Genomic DNA, 21,071 nt, shown 5'->3' on the forward strand with positions numbered 1-21,071 from the left:
CTGGAGGCGATTGATTGTGGCCACGGAAAAGGTCATTAGAGGGACCATAGAAAAAATATCCGGACCGCTCGTCGTCGCGAAGGGTATGTATGGCGCCAGTATGTACGACGTGGTACGAGTGGGCAATATAGGGCTTGTCGGTGAAATTATCGAATTAAAAGGTGATTTAGCTTCGATTCAGGCCTATGAAGAAACATCTGGCCTTATGCCTGGTGAACCTGTCGTAAGTACTGGAGAACCCCTTAGCGTCGAGTTGGGACCCGGAATTATAGAGCAATTTTATGACGGAGTACAGCGTCCTTTGAACCTCATTGAAGATGCTGCGAAGAGCCACTTTATTTCTCGTGGTATAGATGTTCCAGCCATTGATAGAAATAAGAAGTGGAAATTTGAACCTCGAGTCAAGGCCGGAGATAGAGTTCATGCGGGGGATATTCTAGGAACTGTAAAAGAAACGGTCCTTGTCGAACATCACATTCTGGTTCCCTATGGCGTAGAAGGAACAGTTTCTGAAATTAAGGAAGGCGAATTTACAGTTATAGAAACAATCGCTGTTATTAAGAATGAAAGCGGTGAAGAGAAGAACGTAGTTATGTTACAGCGCTGGCCTGTCCGTAAACCAAGACCAGTGGCTCGACGCTTGCCACCTATTATTCCTCTGACAACAGGACAGAGGGTAGTTGACGCTTTCTTCCCTATAGCTAAAGGTGGGACAGCTTGTGTTCCAGGCCCCTTTGGTTCAGGAAAGACCGTCATCCAGCACCAGCTGGCAAAATGGGCTGAGTCGGATATCGTTGTTTATGTAGGGTGTGGCGAACGTGGAAACGAGATGACAGACGTTCTCCTTGAATTTCCTGAGCTGGAAGACCCACGATCAGGGGAGCCATTGATGAAACGTACTGTTCTTATCGCGAACACTTCTAATATGCCTGTTGCAGCACGGGAAGCAAGCATTTACACAGCTATAACAATGGCCGAATATTATCGTGATATGGGGTACTCTGTGGCCTTGATGGCAGACTCAACAAGCCGCTGGGCAGAAGCTCTCAGAGAAATGTCAGGACGACTTGAAGAGATGCCTGGCGAGGAAGGTTATCCTGCCTATCTGGGGACACGTCTTGCCTCTTTCTATGAGAGAGCCGGCCGGGCTATTTGCCTTGGTTCCGACGGAAGAGAAGGATCGGTTACAGCCATTGGAGCAGTTTCACCTCCTGGCGGTGACCTTTCTGAGCCTGTTAGCCAGAATACTCTTCGCGTTACAAAGGTTTTCTGGGGTCTTGACGCAAGTCTGGCTTACCAGCGTCACTTCCCGGCAATTAACTGGCTTCTCAGCTACTCTCTGTACACTGACACTCTCGATAAATATTGGGATTCTCAGTTTGACGATGAATGGAGCGCACTGCGCGTAGAGGGCATGTCCCTTCTGGAAGAGGAAGATCAACTTCGCGAAATAGTGCGCCTCGTTGGAGTTGACGCTCTTTCCAAGGAAGAACGTATGGTTCTTGAGACTTCGAAGTCATTGAGAGAAGACTTTCTTCACCAGAACGCCTTCCATGAAGTGGACACATACGCTTCTATGGAAAAGCAGTTCAAGATGTTGAAGAATATTCTTATTTTCCATCACCTTGGCATGGATGCTCTGAAACGGGGAGCTTCAATGAGTGAAGTGTTCAATTTGCCAGTACGGGAAAAAATAGCACGAATGCGCTATATTGACGAAAAAGAGATCTCTCAGCTTGATAATCTTGATGGAGATATGAAAGCGGAGATCAACGCACTAATACCAGTGGGGGGCGATAGTGATGCTGCCTAAAGAGTATAGTACCATCACAGAATTGTCTGGCCCGCTCCTGGTTGTAGAAAAAACCAAGGATGTGCGCTATGACGAGCTTGTAGAGATAGAACTGGCAAGTGGCGAGATGCGCCGAGGCCGAGTTCTTGAAATAACGTCTGACAGAGCTCTTGTTCAGGTGTTTGAAGGAACGGACGGCATTGATATTAAGAATACGAAATTGCGCTTTCTTGGCAAGGTTCTTACCCTTCCTGTGAGCCGAGATATGTTGGGGCGTATTTTTAATGGACGCGGCGAGCCCATCGATGGGGGAGCTCCGATCCTTCCTGATGCAAAGCTGGATATTAACGGTATGCCTATGAATCCCTTTTCTAGGGACTATCCTTCTGAGTTTATTCAGACCGGAATTTCTACAATTGACGGAATGAATCCCATGGTTCGTGGACAGAAGCTTCCTATCTTTTCGGGAAGCGGGTTGCCCCATAACCGAATGGCAGCCCAAATAGCTCGTCAAGCAACAGTTATCAGTGGTCACGAAGATTTCGCAGTAGTCTTCGCAGCCATGGGTATCACCTTCGAAGAAGCGTCTTTTTTCATGGAGGACTTTAGAAGAACAGGTGCTATCCAGAGAACTGTAATGTTTGTTAACTTGGCGGATGACCCTGCAATAGAGCGTATTACCACTCCTCGTCTTGCTTTGACAGCCGCAGAATACCTTGCTTTCGAACAGGACATGCATGTTGTTGTCATCCTGACAGACTTGACGAACTATTGCGAAGCTCTGCGTGAAATATCCGCCGCACGAAAAGAAGTTCCGGGTCGGCGGGGCTATCCTGGATATCTTTACACTGACCTTGCTACCATGTATGAGAGAGCTGGCCGTCTGAAGGGCAAAAAAGGCTCTATTACACAGATCCCTATCCTGACTATGCCTGAAGACGACAAGACTCACCCTATTCCTGACCTTACAGGGTATATAACAGAGGGGCAGATCATATTAAGCCGCGGTCTTCACAGAAAAGGCATTTACCCGCCAGTGGACGTAATGCCGTCTCTTTCTCGTCTGAAAGATAAGGGTATCGGTAGAGAAAAGACAAGAGAAGACCATGCAGACCTTATGAACCAGCTTTTTGCGGCCTATGCTCGTGGAAAAGAGGCAAAAGAACTTGCTGTCATTCTTGGTGAAGGTGCTTTGACAGAAGAAGATAAAGCCTTTGCGAGTTTTGCAGATAAGTTTGAGGATACGTATGTGCGACAGGGAGAGTATGAAAACCGTACAGTAAAAGAAACTCTTGAATTAGGCTGGGACCTGTTGACCATGATACCAGTCAAGGAACTAAAACGTGTCCGAGATGCGTATATCGAGAAATATCTCAACCCGAGGCTGCACGTAGAGGAGACAAACAAAGAAGCAGTTTCTGCTACAGAGTAAAGGGGGGGACGAAATATGGCTCGGTTGAACGTCAACCCCAACCGGATGGAGCTGTCACGTCTCAAAAAACGTCTTGTTGTTGCAAAACGCGGGCATAAGCTTCTTAAAGACAAACAAGATGCTTTAATAAAAGCATTCCTTGAACGAGCTCGAGAAGCAAAGGCACTTCGCGAGGAGTTAGAGTCAGAATTGATGGCATGTTATCGTAGTTTTCTTCTGGCTCGTGCCCAGACGTTGCCAGTGATGCTGGAACAGGCGCTTATGATCTCAGGTACGCACTGTAATATCAGCGTTGCAAGAAAAAATGTTATGAGCGTTGTTGTGCCGGAATACACAGTGGAACAAGAAGGGGAATCCTTTAGCTATGGTCTTGCCACCACTCAGGGGAGTCTTGATGTAGCCCTTGAAAGGTTCTCAATATTGCTCCCGAGGCTCATCGCACTCGCAGCCAAAGAAAAGGCTATTCGCCTTATGGCATCTGAGATTGAAAAAACAAGACGCCGTGTCAATGCTCTTGAGCACGTAATGATTCCAAACTTTAACGAAACAATTCGTTATATAACTATGAAGCTCGATGAGCAAGAACGCTCCACTCTTAGCCGGTTGATGAAGATCAAAGATATTGTACGATCGCACTAAACTTTAGAGAGCAGAGGGTTAACCCTCTGCTCTCTAAGCTTTTAAAGAACAACTATCTTTAAATCGTGCTAAAATAAAAAAGGAGTATTTTAGATAATCGCTGTGCCTTTAATGGTGTGGAGGAAAGTCCGGGCTCCGCAGGGCAAAGCGCTGGATAACGTCCAGTTGGTGCGAACCAAAGGAAAGTGCCACAGAGATATACCGCTTCTTTCGAGAAGTAAGGGTGAAAGGGTGGGGTAAGAGCCCACCAGGTGCCAGGTGACTGGTACGCTTGGCAAACCCCGCTTGGAGCAAGACCGAATAGAGGGGGATGAGGCTGCCCGCTGACCCCTGGGTACGGTCGCTTGAGAAGTACTGTAAAGTCCTTCCCAGATAAATGATTATCTTTTACACAGAACCCGGCTTATAAAATGCTCCTTTTATTTTAAATTAATGAAGATAAGCCCTAAGACCCATATTTAAGTATTAAACAGGGGTCTTAGGGCTTATTTATTTTTTTAAAAGGGTGTTAATGTGGGAGAAAGTGGAGGGAAATGTCATAAAGTGGGAGGAGTCCCCATGCTAATGGGAACCTATGAACACAAGGTCGATTCAAAAGGGAGAACAGTCCTTCCTGCAAAGTTTCGGCAGGAGTTAGGCCAGTGTGTGGTTGCCACTATAGGCATTGACCAATGTGTATCAATCTACCCGATGAACCATTGGAGCCGAGTCCTGGAGAAACTTCAAGAACTTCCTTTCTCTAAAAGTAAATCGAGAGGTCTCATGCGCGTCATGTTAGCAAGTGCCCACGAACTTCCAATAGATAATGCCGGTCGAATATTGATTCCCCAACTTCTGCGGGATCATGCAAATCTTCAGTCAGATGCTCTTTTTGTTGGAGTCAGCGATCACATAGAGCTTTGGGATAAACAGCTATGGGATGAGTATAGCCTGCAGGTCATGGAAGCGCTACCTGCTATTGCGGAAGAGATAGAGGGATTCTAATGGTAGAACATATTCCTGTTATGTTAAAGGAAGTCATTGAAAGTTTAAAAAATGTAGAATCTCCTCAAATGATAGTGGATGCCACCTTGGGGTTAGGGGGTTACGCAGAAGAAATACTGAATGTTTTTCCGGCAACGCTGTTAGTAGGCATTGATAGAGACGAACAAGCTATTTCTTTAGCTCAAAAACGGCTCGTCTCCTTTGCAGAGCGGGTGCATATCTACAATAGTCCCTTTAGTGCTATTGCAATGGTGTTATCAAAGGAAAATGCAGAACCAGATGGAATAGTTTTCGATTTAGGGGTTTCTAATCTCCAGCTTAGTTCGCCAGAACGGGGTTTTTCTTTTCAGAATGACGGTCCATTGGATATGAGAATGGAAGGAACTTCTGGAGAAAGCGGATATTCAGCTGCACAAATAGTAAATACCTTTTCAGAAAAAGAGCTTGCCGATATTTTCTGGAAATATGGAGAAGAGCGATATTCAAGGCGCATTGCCACCGGCATAGTAAGATTTCGCGAAAAAAATGGGCCAATACAGCGGACATTTCAGCTGGTAGAAGCTATCAGGTCATCGCTACCGGCTCCTGTGCAGCGAAAAATGGGAGGGCATCCTGCTCGAAAAGTTTTTCAGGCATTACGCATTTTTGTAAATGATGAACTCCAGGAGCTTGAAAAGGGGCTTCAAGGGGCACTCGAGAGCCTTGCTCCCGGAGGGGTTATTGTAGTTGTTAGCTACCATTCACTTGAGGACCGTATAGTTAAGTATGCAATGAAGGACTGGAAAACATCAGATCATGGTGATCTTTTAACAAGGCGGCCTTTAAAACCATCTGAAGAAGAAGTAGAAAAGAATTACAAGGCAAGAAGCGCAAAACTTCGTGCTTTTAGGAAAAAGTATTAGAGAGAAAGTTCTAAAGGGGAGGTGGATTGACCGTGTATAACACTCAGGCATGGGACCTAAGATGTGATTCAAAGGTAAAAGTAAGTCCGTATTTTGTGGTGTTTGTTTTTATTATGGTAGTTTCATTTGTAGGATTAGGAGTTTTGAGACTTTACGCTAACAGGCTTGAGGCCCGTCTTAATGAAATTAATTTGCAAATAGAAAGCTACGAAATGCAAGAGGTAGATATGCGGCGTGCACTTTCCACTCTTACATCTCCGGAAGCGATTTACGGATATTCACAGAAAAAATTAGGTATGATAGCAAATGTCCGTAGCGAGAAAGTTCACGTAGCGATGTCTCCCCCTTTACACCAATCTCAGAAAACTATGGCTTCTTCTGTCCGGAGAGAGCATCGGCTGGGATTTCTCTTTTCTTTGTTCTCGTCCCAAGCTACTGCTAAAGAATAGTAGTATTCTTGTCCTTTGTAGTTAATAAAGTAATATGGAAACGATAAGATGAAAAAAACCTTTTTTTTTAACCCTTGGTTCGCAGTATTTATCGCTTTTACGACGGTTCTGGTTCGTCTTTTTTTTGTTCATTGTCTGCCCGACAGCAGAGTAGTCCGCCAGGCACAAAGGCAGTACTGGAGTGAAGTTCCTGTTAGTACAACCAGAGGATCTATTGTTGATATTTATGGTAACCCTTTATCTATGTCGGTGCCAGCCTATAGTTTTTTTATTGACCCGGCTTTTTGGGACCCTTCAAATGCACAGGCACTAAACAAACATCTTCCTTCTGCAACAATTAAAAAATTTTCGTCTCCTTTATCTGGGCGCTTTCATTGGGTGGCACGGAAACTCAATCAGGAAGATGCTAATGCTATTGCAGCATTGAGATTACCTGGTCTTTACAGACTGCAAGAAAAAAAACGCATTTACCCCCAAAACAATCTCTCTTCACATGTTTTAGGCTTTTGTGATATTGACGATAGGGGACTTTCTGGAATTGAATTCGTTTGGGATCAGGCCCTATATTCTCCCCCGGGAATAAGGCTTTTTATTAAAGATATTTCAGGCCGTGCCATTGATGTTTCTACTAGGTTGTCGGACCTTGAAAAAATAGAGCACAAAGGAAAAGTTCGACTTACCATGGACATGCGAATTCAGTACATCGTTGAGCGACGTCTTCAGGAAGCAGTAGATCAGCATAATGCGCACTGGGGAACTGCTATTTGCATGAACCCGCATACAGGGGAAATTCTAGCCCTATCCAGCATGCCAACTTTTGATCCTAACAATAGGACAGAGCTGCTTGACACAAAAAAAATATTTAATAATGCCGTGAGCCGGGTATATGAGCCAGGATCAACCTTTAAACCCATTGTCGTTGCGATTGCTCTTGAGAGGAAGGCAACGTATCCCTCAGAAATCATAAAAACTCCTCATAAGATCAAGGTTGCTGATGGGTCTATTTCCGAGTCAGGAAATCATAGCTGGGGAAAACTCTCTTTAGGGGATATCGTGGTAAAATCTTCCAATGTTGGAATGGCTCAAATAGGATTACGTATTCGCCCTTTTAATATGTACAACTGCCTTAAAGAATGGGGGTTTGGCCAGACTCCGGGCATAGAGCTCAATGGAGCAGAAGCAGGACTTTTACCTTCCCCTGACCAGTGGAGAGGAGTTGTACCAGCAAATATTGCTATAGGACAAGGAATAGGGGTAACACCTCTTCACCTTCTCACCGCTATAAATGCCATAGTAAATGGGGGGGAGCTTTTGCGTCCTTACATTGTGGCAGAAGTAACAGATACGAAAGGAAAAACTGTGTATAAAGGACAGAGAGAAAATGTTCGAACAGTGGTGACTCCAGCTATAGCAGCCTGGCTGAGAAAGATAATGAGAGAAGCCGTGATTAATGGCACTGGCAGGTCGGCGAATACTGCTGTAACTTCTGTCGCAGGAAAAACGGGAACAGCACAGGTAGCAGAAAAAGGGGTCTATGCGAAAAAAAAGTGGGTCGCCTCGTTTGTGGGGTTTTGGCCTTACGATTCTCCACAGTATGTCATGCTCATAGTTATAGGAGAGCCATCTAAAGGCAGATATTATGGCGGCGATGTGGCAGGGCCGGTTTTCAAAGCAATAGTAGAAGATATGGCTTTGCTTAACCTGTAGAAAGACAAGTGATAGAGAGGGGCATATATAATTTATGTCGACTTTACAGTTGGTTCTCAAGGCCTTAAAAGAAAAAAACTTGTTAAAAGAGGCACGAAACATTTCAAATCCATCTCTTGTTCTCTGGGACGTGTTTAATAAGAGCCACCAATGTGAAGAGAACAGCCTTTTTTGTTGCATCCCAGGTGAAAAACATGATGGGCATAGTTTCGCTTCAGATGCAGTGCAAAGAGGAGCAGCGGTTTTGCTTTGCCAGCATGCCCTACCTCTCCAAGTGCCGCAGATTATAGTTGAAAACTCCCGTTGGGCTATGGGGTTTGCCGCGGCAGCTGTGTATGGTTTTCCATCTAAACAAGTTTCTTTATACGGCATTACTGGTACTAATGGTAAAACTACGTCTTCATATATGATCCGAAGCATACTTGAAGAAGCTGGTGAAAAGTGCGGATTGATGGGGACTATTGTCTATGCAGATGGGGAAAAGGAGCAGGAGGCAGATCGGACAACCCCTGAAAGCTGTGACGTTCAAAGACTTATTGCCCGCATGAAAAGAAATGGCTGTACAAGCGTTATTATGGAAGCCTCTTCCCACGGGGCAAACCAGGGGCGCTTAAATGGTTGTCTTTTCCAAGGGATGGTCTTTACCAATTTAACCCCAGAACATCTTGATTACCATAAAGATATGGAGCATTATTTTGAGGCAAAGAAAAAGCTCTTCGAAGAGTATGTTTCAGAAAATTGGTGTGGGGCAGTGAATAGTGACGATGAATATGGTAGAAGGCTGCTCAGAATCTATGGAAAGAAATGCCTTTCTTTTGGTCTAGACTCCACAAGACACCACGACGTGCAACTTCAGAATTTTTATATGACACTATCGGAGCTTTCTATGAAAGTGCAGTTTTTCAACTCAGACCCCATAGATATTACTTTGCCTTTAACAGGACGTTTCAATATATACAATGCTTTAGGCGCTATGGCTATTTGCTATAAAATGGGAGTAGCCCCCCTTGTTATAAAGAAAGGGCTAGAGTCTATGCCCCAGGTTCCTGGCCGATTGGAAAAGTACTTTTTTGAGAACGAAGTTTGTGGAGTGGTGGACTATGCGCACACACCAGATGCTTTAGAAAATGTCCTCTCTGCCCTGAGAGAGGTTTGCCATGGTAAAATTATTTCTGTTTTTGGCCATGGAGGCGAAAGGTACCAGGCCAACCGCCCGCTTTTAGGGCAAGTTGCAGCCAGGCTAGCCGATATAATTATTGTAACCATGGATAATTCGCGGAGTGAGGATCCTGCTAAAATAGCGGAAGCAATAGAACAGGGCATAGCAAGTGTTGTTGAAGCTCCACCCCATTACCGCATTTTAGATCGGAATGAAGCAGTTCGGACCGCTCTCTCCATGGCTAAGCCCGGTGACGTGGTTGTCGTGACAGGTAAAGGGCCCGAACGTTTTATTGTTATGGATAATAACAAAATAGAATACAATGACTCGCATGCTATTCAGCAGTGGGCCCTAGATGTGGGATTGAGGTGGAGATAAAGTGAAATGGCAGTTATGGAAAGTTTCTGATCTGGCGGAATCTATCGGTGCTTCGTGGTGGGGAGAAGACATTATCCTTCCAGACTTTTTTACTGCCGACAGCAGAGAAGTTCGGCCGGGAGCTGCTTTTGTAGCGATACGCGGCAATGCTGAAGATGGGCACGATTATATTAAGGATGCTTTACATCAGGGGGCTTCTCTCATCATTGCTGAAAAAGGACGGATCCCCCAAGGACTGTCAATTCGGGATAGAGCAGTTATTGAAGTGAATGACTCTGTTGTGGATTTAGCACGCATGGCTTCGGCTTATCTTTCTGCGTGTTTGCCAGATGAAGTGATAGCTATTACAGGAAGTGTGGGCAAAACTACCACAAGAGAAGTATTAAAGAAATGCTTTGAGGGAATGCCACTTGTTTTCGGTGCTGAGAAAAGTTTTAACACTCTCATCGGATGCTCTCTTACAATCCTTGCGATGCCGGCAGGGACGAATGTCCTCATACTGGAGATGGGAACAAATAAACCTGGGGAAATAGAAGAGATGGTTCAGTATTTTCCTCCAACAAGGTGCATTATTACAGAAGTAAGCTCTGCCCATCTGGAAGGTTTGGTAACATTGGAAGGAGTTATAGCAGCCAAAATGGAGATTACCAGGTCTCCTCATTTAAAAACCCTCATTTTTAATGCTGATAATGAAAACCTCGCCAATGCAGCAGGACAAGTTTATGGAACCTGCAAGAAGATTGGAGTAGGAGTTCGAAAGGGCGAAGTTCGAATTTGCCAATCTACTTTTGATTTGGTAGAAAATCTGCCACGCCTAAAAACTACAATTCGATGGGAAGATGGCGTTATTTCAGATCTGTATTGCGGCCTATGGGGAACCCATAATTCCCTTTCTCTAGTTTACGCTTTAACCCTTTATAGGGAGTTGGGGTACCCTCTTGAAGAGGCATTGAGAAACCTGGAGACCATGACTTCACTTCCAGGCAGAGGAAGGGTCTTTTCAACAAGAGCTGGAGCGGTCATCATTGATGATTCATATAATGCCAATCCCTCTTCCATGAAAGCATCTTTGAACACCTTTTCCACTGTAGAGGTCAAGGGGCGCAAATTGGCGATCCTTGGCAGTATGAAAGAGTTAGGGAAGGAAGAAAGCGTACTTCATGAAGAAATATTAAGGAGCACTCATTTTTTAGATGCTCTTTTCCTAGTAGGAGAAGAATGGAAAGTGCCGCTGGAGAAAATGCCAGAACATGAACGGAGTAAAATAGTTATTGTATCAAAAGTGCAATCCTTTGCTGTAGAACTGGCTAAAATGATAAGGTCTGGGGATGGGGTGCTCATCAAAGGGTCCCATAGCCACCATCTGGAAAAAGTCGTATTAATTCTTATGGAGGGGCAAGAGTCGTGAATTCGCTTTTTCTCTTCGGTGTTGTTTTTCTATGTGCATTTTTCTTAGAAAGAGATTGGATAGAACGTTCTAATTGCTGGAATATGACCCAGGTACAAAAGGAATATGGGCCACAAAATCATATTGAAACGAAAAGCAAAACGCCTTCTATGGGTGGGGTTATGTTTATATTAGCTTCTCTTATAACCCTTATAGTCATAGTTGTGATGGGATGGGCCGCTTTTTGGGATGTCTTTATAATATGGCTTTTGCCCTGGGGGGCTGCCTTAATAGGATTTGCTGACGACTGGATCAAATTTAAGAGCCGCAGCAGTGAGGGGTTCCCGAGTCTTGTTAAGCTTGTCATTCAGATTATTATTGTTGTCCCCTGGGCTATTCTAATGTCATGGAAGCAGGGAGTGAGCCTTTGTCCAGGAGTTCTGCTTCCATGGTGGTTTGCCGTTCCTTTTTTAGCTATCCTAACTATCGGAATGCTTAACGCTGTAAATGTAACTGATGGGCTTGATGGGCTGGCTATTGGCGCTACGATCATTTCTCTTGTAATGTTTTTAACATGGTTTCCTGGAAATTCGGCTGTACGGGGTTGCGCACTTGGCACTCTCTCTATGAGTCTGGCTTTCCTTTGGTATAATGCCTACCCTGCAGCAGTTTTTATGGGTGATGTGGGATCCCATTTTTTGGCAGGAATGCTTGTTTCTCTATGTGTCTTTAGTGATTTTATAATTGCTGTTATCCCATTAGGTTTTTTGTTTGGTATAGAAATACTTTCAGTATCCATACAACTTGTAGCTATACATAAATTTAAAAGAAAGGTCTTTAAGATGAGTCCCCTTCATCATCATTTTGAACTTTCGGGATGGAGCGAAATCCAGATCGTAACACGCTTCTGGCTTATTCATGGACTTGGCGCATGGGCCTTAATTTACATTTTTTTACAGTGGTGAGCTGAAGAATTCGCTTGAAAGAAGGCATGGTTATGAAGGAAAGCAACCAGGATATAGCCGGGAAAAAGATTACAATTCTTGGTGCTGGAGTAAGTGGAAAGGGGCTTGCGATATTAGCAAAAACCCTTGGAGCCCATGTCTTTGTGACAGAAAAAAAGGACACTCTTTCTCCCGAAGTAGAAGAGGCTTTTAAATTACAGGACATTCAGTGGGAAGTTGGAGGGAATAGCTTAAGAGCACTAGATGCGGATTGTATTGTTGTCAGTTCAGGTATTTCTCCTCAAGCTTCCGTCGTTAAAAAGGCTCAGGGTAGAGGAATACCGGTAATTGGAGAAATTGATTTTGTTGCTCCCCATATAAAAGGGAAAGTTATTGGGGTAACGGGGAGTAATGGAAAAAGCACGACCACAATGCTTATTGGTCATCTTCTGAAAAAATACGGATACAAGACGGCTGTGGCTGGAAATATCGGAAACCCTCTTTCTTTGCATGCCAGTCAGAATTTGGATTTTATAGTGATTGAATTGAGCAGTTTCCAACTTTACTGGGCCCATCTCCTAAAAAGCCACGTAGCTATAGTGACTAATTTGGCACCTGATCATATAGATTGGCATGGTTCTTTCACGAATTATTTGAAAGCAAAGGCGCGTCTTGTCCGTTTGCAGGAACCGGGGCATTGGGCCGTGGTTCAAAACAGAGACGTCGACGCTCTTCAACTCTCGGGCAAATCGGCTGTTGCTTCTCTTTATTGGGAAGGGCAGGAGCCGGTTCATAAGACAGATGCCTATATTTGCATGGGAGAACAGGAAGCCTGGCTTTCCTACAACAAAAAAGAATTACTTTTTGATTATAGAGATGTGGATCTTATCGGGCGGCATAACCTTGAAAATTTAGCTATGACTGCTTCTGCTCTCATTCTCGGGGGCGTTCCTTGTTCGAACCTTACAAAACAACTTTCGGATTTTATACCTCTTCCTCATCGGTGCACTTTTGTGGCTGAAATTAATGGCGTTCGTTATATTGATGATTCAAAAGGGACGAATGTGGCGGCAAGTGCAACTGCCTTAACTTCAATACATGGCCCCAAGGTTGTTATTCTTGGCGGTCAGGGGAAAGGAGAGGATTACTCTCCCCTTGCGGAAGCGGTAAAAAAAGAAGCCAGAGTCGCTATTGTTCTTGGGGCAGAAAAGAAGCCTATCGTTACTGCTCTTGAGGGGGCAGGCTTTGCGCGGCATATTGAAGTTGATTCCATGGAAGATGCTGTGAAAGCAGCGATGGCTCTTTCTCTTCCAGGCGAAACCGTCCTTCTTTCGCCAGCGTGCACAAGTTGGGATATGTACCCCAGTTATAAGAAGAGGGGGGAACATTTCCAGCACCTTGTCAATAAATACGGAGGATTGTTGTGAGCGAGAAGGCACAGCGCGTGGATCCTCTTCTTTGGATCATTCCTCTTGTGCTGAACTGTTTGGGAATCGTTATGATAGTATCTCTCACTTCGCCACAATCTATGGAATCGTGGGGATCTCCTTTTATTATTGGGTTCAAACAGGTTCAGTGGAGCTTTTTAGGGCTTTGTGCCATGTTTATCATGTACTTGCTTCCCATTTCACTATGGAAGAAAGTGAGCGGCCCTCTCTGGGTGTTTGGTTTCCTCCTCTCCTTTAGCACTCTAATACCGGGACTGGGAATAGAGGCAGGGGGAGCAAAACGCTGGATAGATGTAGGAGCCCTTCAATTTCAACCTTTAGAGCTTTTACTCTTGGCTACGGTTATTCATTTATCTAAATGCCTCACTCGATCAGAGCTTTCTTCATCTAGGAAGTTTTGGACTATAACAATGGCAATGATTTTTTTCTCTGCCCTGCCTCTTCTAATGCAGCCGGACATAGGAGGAATGCTTCTTCTGGCTGTGATTTGTATGGGAATCCAAGTGGAAAATCAAGGATGGTGCTACCCTTTGATTATTGGTATTGGGGGTATATCTCTCCTTTTCCCCATATTAATAAAAGAAAGCTATCGTCTTCGTAGATATGTAGCATTTCTTGATCCATGGAAAGAGCCCCTTGACAGTGGTTTCCAGGTTATACAGGGCCTTGTCGCCTTTGCGAACGGCGGACTTATTGGAGTTGGAATAGGGAAAGGCCTTCAGAAAATGAACTATCTTCCGGCAGCACATACGGACTATATATTTGCTGCAATAGGTGAGGAGTTTGGATTTATTGGAACTGGTCTAGTGGTTTTCCTTTTTACTATCTGGGTTGTTAGGTGTTACAAAATATACAGACAGGCGCAAGACCCCTTTATGAGAACCCTTTTATGGGGGCTTGTGATATCAGTACTAGTTCCTTTCTTCATTAATGTAGGAGGAGTTTTGAAATTAATGCCACTTACTGGAATGCCCTTGCCTTTTATAAGTTACGGGGGGAGCTCTCTGTTAATGATGTGGGTACGAGCCGGTCTCATTGTTCGTATAACAAAAGAGATTGCAGGTGCACAGTCATGAAAAAATTGTTTTTTGTAGCGGGAGGAACAGGAGGACACATTTTTCCAGCTATTTCTCTTGGGCAATGGATCGAAGAAAGAGAAATGAAGAACGTAAAAATAGAATATATCTGTGGTTCAAGGCCCCTGGAATGGGAAATATTCAGTCAGAATAACATTGCCCCAACGGTATTGCCCATAGAAGGCTCTCCCCTTGGGGTTTTAAAAGCAGGGAAGGTCATTCGCCGATTGGGGAGTCTTTTTTCCGCTTTTTTGCAGTCCGTTTCCCTGATCAGGGAAGATCGTCCCGATGTTTGTGTCCTTTTTGGCGGATATGTTTCTTTTCCACCTATGCTAGCGTGTTTATTACATAGGATACCGCTGGTTATTCATGAGCAAAATTCTGTAGCCGGGAAAGTAACTCGTTTAGCAAAGAAATTTGGTATTCCCGTGCTCTCTGGATGGCAAGAGTGCCGCCCTTTAGAAAAGGATCAATTTAATTATGTTGGAATTCCAATTCGTAAGTTTAAAAAGGTTGACCGTATAGAAGCTTGGGGTAAACTATATACAGGGGTTGATTTTCCAAAGGGCGCTATTGTTGGGGTGCTTAGTGGGTCATTAACGAGCTCGCCACTTTTTAAAACTATATGTGAATTGGCATCTGCGCCTGATCTCAAAAACGTTACTTTTCTAGTAGTGGGAGGAAAAGGACGATGTCCCGATATAAATACTCTTATAGCTGTTGAAAGACAGTGGGATATGTCTATAATCTATTCGGTTGTCGATGCTGTTATAGCGCGAGCAGGGGCTTCTACCTTATCCGAACTCATGGTTCTTAACATCCCATCGCTTATTGTCCCCTGGCGTGGCGCTTCTGATGGTCACCAAGTGCGGAATGCCGTGCTATTTGAGAAAGAAACTATGGGAAATTTCGTATGGGATGAGCAGGCCTCTGTATTTGAATTAAAACACCATCTCATTGATTGTGTTTCGAAAGTCGATAATGGTACGAAGCTTGACGAGAGATCTCAGAGGGGATTTGAAGATCGTAGTTGTGAAAGGATCTGGGATGTTCTAATCTCGTTAATGCGAAGGGAGAGTCTGTGATTGGACTTAATAATATCAAACTTAAAGGGAATTAACAGAATTCACCTCATGGGTATAGGCGGGGCAGGCATGAGCGGACTCGCCCTCTTGCTGAAAGATCTTGGATACGATGTAAGTGGGTGCGATGTGAATTGGACGTCATATGTGGATAAAGTAATTCAGGATAATATTGGCTTTGTTCTTCATCACGGTAAAGAGCATCTTGATGATTTTTCCCCAGACCTAATTGTTTATAGCAGTGCTATTCCAGAAGATAACGAGGAGCTCCTTCATGCCAAAAGGAGGGGTATCCCCACAGCTAAAAGAGGAGAAGTGCTGAGCTGGATATTCGATTCCCAATATGGGATTGGCATCGCTGGAACTCACGGCAAAACCACAACCTCATCCATGATCGCTCTCATCCTTGAGCAGTCCGGGTTGAGCCCTACATTAGCTATAGGTGGCGAACTTTGCGATATAGGAGTGAACGCTAAACTTGGAGAGGGTCCCTATATGGTTGCAGAACTTGATGAAAGCGACGGTTCTTTTGAAGGGTTTCATCCCAACATAGCTGTTTTAACAAATGCTGATTGGGATCATGTGAACCATTATCCTACTTTTGATAGTGTAATTGAAGCCTTTGGTAGGTTCTTAGTTAATCCTAAAGATGACGGTGTAGTTGTCCTTTGCGGTGAAGATGTGGGATTGACAAGGATACTTGATGAAAATCATCTTAAAAATGAAGTAATCACCTATGGTTGGGGCAGTGCCTGGGATTGGGGCGCTTATAACGTTGAACATGTCCCTGGCGGCGGAGTTTCCTTTTCTGTGGCAAAAAATGGGAAGTTTGTAGACGAAGTTAAACTTTCAGTTTCTGGAGATCACAATATAATGAATGCGCTGGCAGCTTGTGTAGTAGCAGATCGTCTTGAAGTTCCCTTCCCTTTGATTAAAAAGACCCTGAAAACTTTCCGGGGGGCAAAACGACGGTTACAGTATATTGGTTCTACAAATGGTATGGACATTTATGATGACTACGGTCACCATCCACGGGAAATAGCGGCGACTCTGAACACTCTATCCCAAATGTTTCCAGAAAGACGACTTAATGTTGTTTTTCAGCCCCATCGCTTTTCCCGTACAGCCGCTATGTACAAGGATTTTGCAGATGTTCTGCTCCTGGCGGATAGGCTTTTTCTATTACCAGTCTATGGGGCAGATGAGGAACCCATAGAAGGTATTGATTCCAATCTTATTTACTCCGAACTGCAGCTTCGCCAGTACAAGAACTGTATTCTTTGCTCCGATATGTATGATGCTGTCGCCCTTCTCAAAGAATCTATGGAAGAGGGAGACGTTGTCGTTACGGTAGGGGCGGGAGATGTTTCCGCGGTAGGTGAGATGCTTGTTGAAGTGAAGGAGAAACGGGTGGTTTAAGAAATGACCCCCTGCAATGTCGCATTATTGAAACGAAGTATAGCGGGACCTGTGAGAGAACATTTTCCTCTTTCGCCCCTTACAACCTTTGGTGTGGGGGGTAGTGCTGATGTTTGTATCTGGCCTGCTTCTACACAAGATCTTGTGACTCTTGTAAAAATGAAAGAGGATACTTCGCTCAATATTATAGGAGGAGGAAGCAATCTTATAATTTCAGATGGCGACATAAAGGGTTTCGTCCTTTGTACAAAATACCTATCATCCTTTTCTCTTTTTAGAAAGAACAATGAGGTAGACATAGAAGTTGGGACCGGAGTTTCTCTAGGAGTCCTTGTTTCTTTCGGGTTACGCTATGGTTTTAGCGGAATGGAGTTTGGTATCGGGATTCCTGGAACTGTAGGCGGCGCTATCATAGGAAATGCAGGTGTTCAAGGAGAAACTGTTTCAGATGTAATACAATGGGTTGAAGTTGTAGATGAGAGTGGAGAGGTGCTTCGTTTTAAGAAAGAAGAATTGCCCTGGGGCTACCGACGATCAGTTCTTCAGGAAAGAAACTATATAGTGACAGCGTGTGGTTTGCGTTTACAGGCAAAAGATCCATATTGGGTGAAAGAAAAGGCTGATAATTTTTTGCAAAAAAGAAAATCCCAGCCTCGTGGTTTTAAAAGTGCCGGATGTATTTTCAAAAATCCTGACGGCGAGAGTGCCGGGAAGCTGTTAGATGAATGCGGCTGCAAGGGACTTCGAGTAGGCGGTGCCATAGTATCTGAGGCCCATGCCAACTTCATTCTCAATATGGGTGATGCTAAGGCAGCGGACATCTGGGCTCTGATAGAAGAGTGCCGAAGAAGAGTGTTTGAGAAGACGGGGTATGTTCTAGAGCTTGAAGTGAGGGGCTTTTGAACATGAAGTGGAAAGTAGAGGAGGTTGCATGTGAAACGCTTGCTATTACTCCTTTTTTTGATATTGGGGATAGTGTATTGCGTCGAATCCAATTTTTTATTGCTATCTTCACAACGTATGGAATTACATCTTCCTGACCCCTATTCTGAACAAGTGTTCTGGAGTCATTTCAGTTCGGATTATTTACGTTTCTGTCCCGCTGTCTTTTTCTGCCGGGATAAGGTAAAAGAGAAGATTGAACGGGAAATTCCTGTTGATTTATCAATAAAGTTTCGTTCTTTTAGGGATATACAGGTATCCGCACAACCCCTGGATGTTTGGATCGTTTTGGTGCAAAAAGGGACACGCTGGTACATGTCAAGAGATGGCAGAATATGGGATGGAGATAGCGTCGCAAGCAAGTACATCTATGGAAATAATGTGGATATTGACGTTCCAGTATGGAATTTAAAAGATAGTCTTCCAATTCCTATAGATGGCGCAGGAGAGCCAGGCCGAGTTATCTTTCAAAGTGCTTTGCCTCTCAGTTCTCTCAAAAACTGGGTCGAAGAAATCAGAAAAAATAACTGGGGTGCGCCAATCAAGAAAGTTGAGCTTGGAAGAAAAGCAGGTAGCTACAGCTTCACAATTGAAGTAAAATGGGAAAAACGTTTTATAAGTATTTATCTTGATGAGGATACAGAGAGGTGGCCAGTTATATCACAGGCATTACCAAAGGTTATGAAAGATCTGCCTTCTGGCAATGAAATTGTAGAGATAGACGCGACCTATGGGAATAAGATAGTGGTTAAAACGCTATGAATTTGATCGATCGTAGGAAGGGAGCGGGAATAAAGTGTACACAGAGCCAGAAATAATAGTGGGGCTGGATCTAGGTACCAGTAAAATAGCAGTTGTTGTAGCGGAAAGGGATTCCCGTTTCCAGGATGCCCAGATTATAGGTATTGGCTCAGCTCCTTCTTTGGGTATCCGCAAGGGACTTATTGTAAACCTGGAACAGGCGGTGCAAGCTGTACGGATGGCAGTACAGGATGCTGAAAAAATGGTTGGTTTCGAAATCGACGAGGCGACTGTGGCTTTTAGTGGCATTGACGCTACAAGTATAACGTCGAGAGGTATGGTTTCCTTGGGGCGAGTACCTCGACAAGTAGGCATCCAGGACATTGAGCGTGTTATTGAAGCGGCCCAGAGTGAGCTTTCGGTTCCTTCAAATCGCGTGACTCTCCATACCATCCCAGTAAAATACTCCCTTGATGGAAACAGCGGTATAGATGATCCCCTTGGAATGACGGGAATACGTCTGGAAATTGAACTGCAGTCAGTGATCGTACCTACATCTGTTATACAGAATATTATTAATTGTGTTGAGAGCGCAGGATTGAATGTCAACGGACTTGTGATTAAATCTCTGGCTAGCGCCCTTGGTTCCCTTACGGATGAAGAAACACGTACCGGTGCGGTTTCCCTCTGCGTTGGAGGAGGCACAACCGGAGTGGCTCTCTTTTCTGACGGACGTCCTGTCCGACTTACAGTTATCCCCATTGGCGGAGACCATATAACTAATGATCTAGCTTATGTGCTTAAAATTCCTATCAGCAAAGCTGAAAACATCAAACATCAGATTTCTCTTATTCTCGATGAAAATGATGATACGGTAGAAGTTGAAGCGCGGGGACGAACAAAGCTTCTTGAGGTTTCAGAGGCTGTTGATGTGGTTTCTTGCCGTCTTGAAGAGCTTTTTGTTGATCATGTGTTAAAGACCTTTTCCGACCAGAATGTTCATATGTTTCCAGCGGGGATTGTACTTTCGGGCGGTGTAGCTAAAACAGGCGGGATTGAAACTTTCACTACTGAAGTGATGAATTTGCCAGTTCGTATTGCTGATCCCCTTGATAGTTTTCAAATGCCTCCTGGGCGGAATGATTGTGAGTACACCACTTCTTCCGGAATCATTAGATATATTATGAATAAAGAGCGGAACCCCTATCGGTATATCGAAGCGCCAATTGAGGTTCTTCGATCAGGAGGAATGTCTGCCTACATGGCAGCAAAAAGAGGAGGACAACAGAGAAACACTAAAAGCGCAAGCGGGGGGGAAGGCTTTCGCCATTTCCTCGAGATGGTGAAGAAATCGATTAAAGAACTTTTCTGATGTATTGTGGGGTGGATGCGGAATGGAGCATGTTTTTCAGATAGACAATGCGACACGGCCTCATCGGGAAAATATTAAAGTTATTGGGGTTGGAGGCGGTGGCGGTAATGCTTTAAATCACATTATCCGAAATGGCATTGAGGGTGTGGAATGCATTGCTGCTAATACAGATATGGCAGCTCTCGGGCTTTCTGAAACGAAAACAAGAGTCATTTTGGGAAGAGAACTTACTCGAGGGCTTGGTGCTGGTGCTGACCCAGACGTGGGATCAGAGGCAGCGAAAGAGTCTATAGAAGAGATACGACAGCTCATTTCAGGCGCAGACATGGTTTTCCTTACAGCCGGCATGGGGGGCGGAACGGGAACAGGTGCGACTCCTGTTATCGCAGAAATAGCAAAGGAGTCAGGAGCTCTTGTTGTTGCGGTAGTAACGAACCCTTTCTCTTTTGAAGGGAAGAGAAGAAGGAATTATGCTAACGATGGCACGGCAATCCTTAAAGAGAAAGTAGATGCTCTTCTTGTGGTAGAAAACGATCGTCTCCTTGAAATTGCGGATAAAAAAACAGGTCTGACAGAAGCCTTTAAGCTTGCAGATGAAGTGTTACGTCAGGCGGTTCAGGGAGTGACAGATCTTATCTTAAAGCCCAGCCTTATAAACGTTGACTTCGCTGACGTGAGGACTGTCATGAAAAATGCAGGTTCCGCTATTATGGGGATTGGTGAGGGACATGGGGATAATAGGGCTGAAACTGCGGCAAAAGCTGCTATTAATAGTCCGCTTATGGCCACTCCTATGGATGGCGCAAAGGGAATACTCTTTAATATAACTGGCAGCAGTGATATTGGTATCCACGAAATCCAGCTGGCAGCAGAAGTGATAAAGGGAACTGCAGATGAAGATGCCACAGTAATCTGGGGGCACACCATTGATGAATCTATGGAAGATCGGATGAAAATAACTGTCATTGCGACAGGATTCTCTTCTGAAAAAGATCGACGTCCCCCAGCAAGAACAGCGAAAGCGGTAAGTACCAGTAAAACAACTTTGCGTTCTCCAGGTGTTGTCTTAGAGGAGGCCGAAGTTGTTTCAGCTCCAGAAGAAGATTTATTTACCATGAGCGGCGTTCCCAAAAACACCTATGATGTTCCTTCAATTATCAGAAGGTCGTCACGTTCCTCAAAATAACCCTCGTCAAAGGGAATTTTATTTAAACACAA

General features: G+C 44.4%; 18 protein-coding genes and 1 other RNA gene. All 19 read left to right on the forward strand.

All coding sequences use genetic code 11. The features are described from left to right. Window positions 1-16 precede the first annotated feature (16 nt). The 19 genes from AMICO_RS04115 (at window position 17) to ftsZ (ending at window position 21,039) form a co-directional block, all read left to right on the forward strand. Entirely contained in the window at window positions 17-1,813 is a 1,797-nt protein-coding gene (locus AMICO_RS04115) for a V-type ATP synthase subunit A (protein ID WP_013048206.1), read from the forward strand. Next, entirely contained in the window at window positions 1,803-3,224 is a 1,422-nt protein-coding gene (locus tag AMICO_RS04120) for a V-type ATP synthase subunit B (RefSeq protein ID WP_013048207.1), read from the forward strand. Before AMICO_RS04115 ends, AMICO_RS04120 begins: the two co-directional genes overlap by 11 nt. Before the next feature lie 15 nt (window positions 3,225-3,239). Next, on the forward strand, window positions 3,240-3,863 hold the full coding sequence (locus AMICO_RS04125) for a V-type ATP synthase subunit D (protein WP_013048208.1): 624 nt from the start codon (window positions 3,240-3,242) through the stop codon (window positions 3,861-3,863). Window positions 3,864-3,944: 81 nt separating this feature from the next. Continuing rightward, an RNA gene (gene rnpB, locus AMICO_RS10015) (RNase P RNA component class A) lies at window positions 3,945-4,284 on the forward strand. A 137-nt stretch (window positions 4,285-4,421) separates the two neighbouring features. Next, on the forward strand, window positions 4,422-4,847 hold the full coding sequence (gene mraZ, locus AMICO_RS04130; protein ID WP_013048209.1) for a division/cell wall cluster transcriptional repressor MraZ: 426 nt from the start codon (window positions 4,422-4,424) through the stop codon (window positions 4,845-4,847). Further along, on the forward strand, window positions 4,847-5,749 hold the full coding sequence (gene rsmH, locus AMICO_RS04135; protein WP_013048210.1) for a 16S rRNA (cytosine(1402)-N(4))-methyltransferase RsmH: 903 nt from the start codon (window positions 4,847-4,849) through the stop codon (window positions 5,747-5,749). Before mraZ ends, rsmH begins: the two co-directional genes overlap by 1 nt. Before the next feature lie 98 nt (window positions 5,750-5,847). Then, the gene (locus AMICO_RS04140) at window positions 5,848-6,198 is read left to right on the forward strand and encodes a hypothetical protein (protein ID WP_169302799.1); all 351 of its coding nucleotides are present in this window, start codon (window positions 5,848-5,850) and stop codon (window positions 6,196-6,198) included. 48 nt (window positions 6,199-6,246) lie between these two features. Further along, on the forward strand, window positions 6,247-7,905 hold the full coding sequence (locus AMICO_RS04145) for a peptidoglycan D,D-transpeptidase FtsI family protein (protein ID WP_013048212.1): 1,659 nt from the start codon (window positions 6,247-6,249) through the stop codon (window positions 7,903-7,905). Between the two features lie 34 nt (window positions 7,906-7,939). Further along, on the forward strand, window positions 7,940-9,442 hold the full coding sequence (locus AMICO_RS04150) for a UDP-N-acetylmuramoyl-L-alanyl-D-glutamate--2,6-diaminopimelate ligase (protein ID WP_013048213.1): 1,503 nt from the start codon (window positions 7,940-7,942) through the stop codon (window positions 9,440-9,442). A 1-nt stretch (window position 9,443) separates the two neighbouring features. Beyond that, window positions 9,444-10,850, forward strand: coding sequence for a UDP-N-acetylmuramoyl-tripeptide--D-alanyl-D-alanine ligase (locus AMICO_RS04155; RefSeq protein WP_013048214.1), 1,407 nt, complete (start codon window positions 9,444-9,446; stop codon window positions 10,848-10,850). Beyond that, complete coding sequence (mraY, locus tag AMICO_RS04160) at window positions 10,847-11,794, forward strand: phospho-N-acetylmuramoyl-pentapeptide-transferase (RefSeq protein WP_013048215.1); 948 nt, start codon at window positions 10,847-10,849, stop codon at window positions 11,792-11,794. The genes AMICO_RS04155 and mraY overlap by 4 nt, the downstream gene beginning before the upstream one ends. Before the next feature lie 32 nt (window positions 11,795-11,826). Next, the gene (gene murD, locus AMICO_RS04165; RefSeq protein ID WP_013048216.1) at window positions 11,827-13,200 is read left to right on the forward strand and encodes a UDP-N-acetylmuramoyl-L-alanine--D-glutamate ligase; all 1,374 of its coding nucleotides are present in this window, start codon (window positions 11,827-11,829) and stop codon (window positions 13,198-13,200) included. Beyond that, on the forward strand, window positions 13,197-14,297 hold the full coding sequence (locus AMICO_RS04170; protein WP_013048217.1) for an FtsW/RodA/SpoVE family cell cycle protein: 1,101 nt from the start codon (window positions 13,197-13,199) through the stop codon (window positions 14,295-14,297). Before murD ends, AMICO_RS04170 begins: the two co-directional genes overlap by 4 nt. After that, window positions 14,294-15,382: a UDP-N-acetylglucosamine--N-acetylmuramyl-(pentapeptide) pyrophosphoryl-undecaprenol N-acetylglucosamine transferase gene (locus AMICO_RS04175; RefSeq protein WP_013048218.1), complete on the forward strand. Its 1,089-nt coding sequence runs from the start codon at window positions 14,294-14,296 to the stop codon at window positions 15,380-15,382. The genes AMICO_RS04170 and AMICO_RS04175 overlap by 4 nt, the downstream gene beginning before the upstream one ends. Beyond that, entirely contained in the window at window positions 15,383-16,798 is a 1,416-nt protein-coding gene (murC, locus tag AMICO_RS04180) for a UDP-N-acetylmuramate--L-alanine ligase (RefSeq protein WP_013048219.1), read from the forward strand. A gap of 3 nt (window positions 16,799-16,801) precedes the next feature. Continuing rightward, window positions 16,802-17,701, forward strand: coding sequence for a UDP-N-acetylmuramate dehydrogenase (gene murB / locus AMICO_RS04185; protein ID WP_013048220.1), 900 nt, complete (start codon window positions 16,802-16,804; stop codon window positions 17,699-17,701). A gap of 30 nt (window positions 17,702-17,731) precedes the next feature. Continuing rightward, on the forward strand, window positions 17,732-18,502 hold the full coding sequence (locus tag AMICO_RS04190) for a hypothetical protein (protein WP_013048221.1): 771 nt from the start codon (window positions 17,732-17,734) through the stop codon (window positions 18,500-18,502). A 34-nt stretch (window positions 18,503-18,536) separates the two neighbouring features. After that, window positions 18,537-19,853, forward strand: a complete 1,317-nt coding sequence (gene ftsA, locus AMICO_RS04195) for a cell division protein FtsA (RefSeq protein WP_013048222.1) — start codon at window positions 18,537-18,539, stop codon at window positions 19,851-19,853. Between the two features lie 22 nt (window positions 19,854-19,875). Beyond that, a complete protein-coding gene (ftsZ, locus tag AMICO_RS04200; protein WP_013048223.1) occupies window positions 19,876-21,039 on the forward strand; it encodes a cell division protein FtsZ in 1,164 nt (387 codons plus the stop codon). Window positions 21,040-21,071: the final 32 nt, after the last annotated feature.

This window comes from Aminobacterium colombiense DSM 12261 (genome assembly GCF_000025885.1).
In the GTDB taxonomy this organism is placed as follows: domain Bacteria; phylum Synergistota; class Synergistia; order Synergistales; family Aminobacteriaceae; genus Aminobacterium; species Aminobacterium colombiense.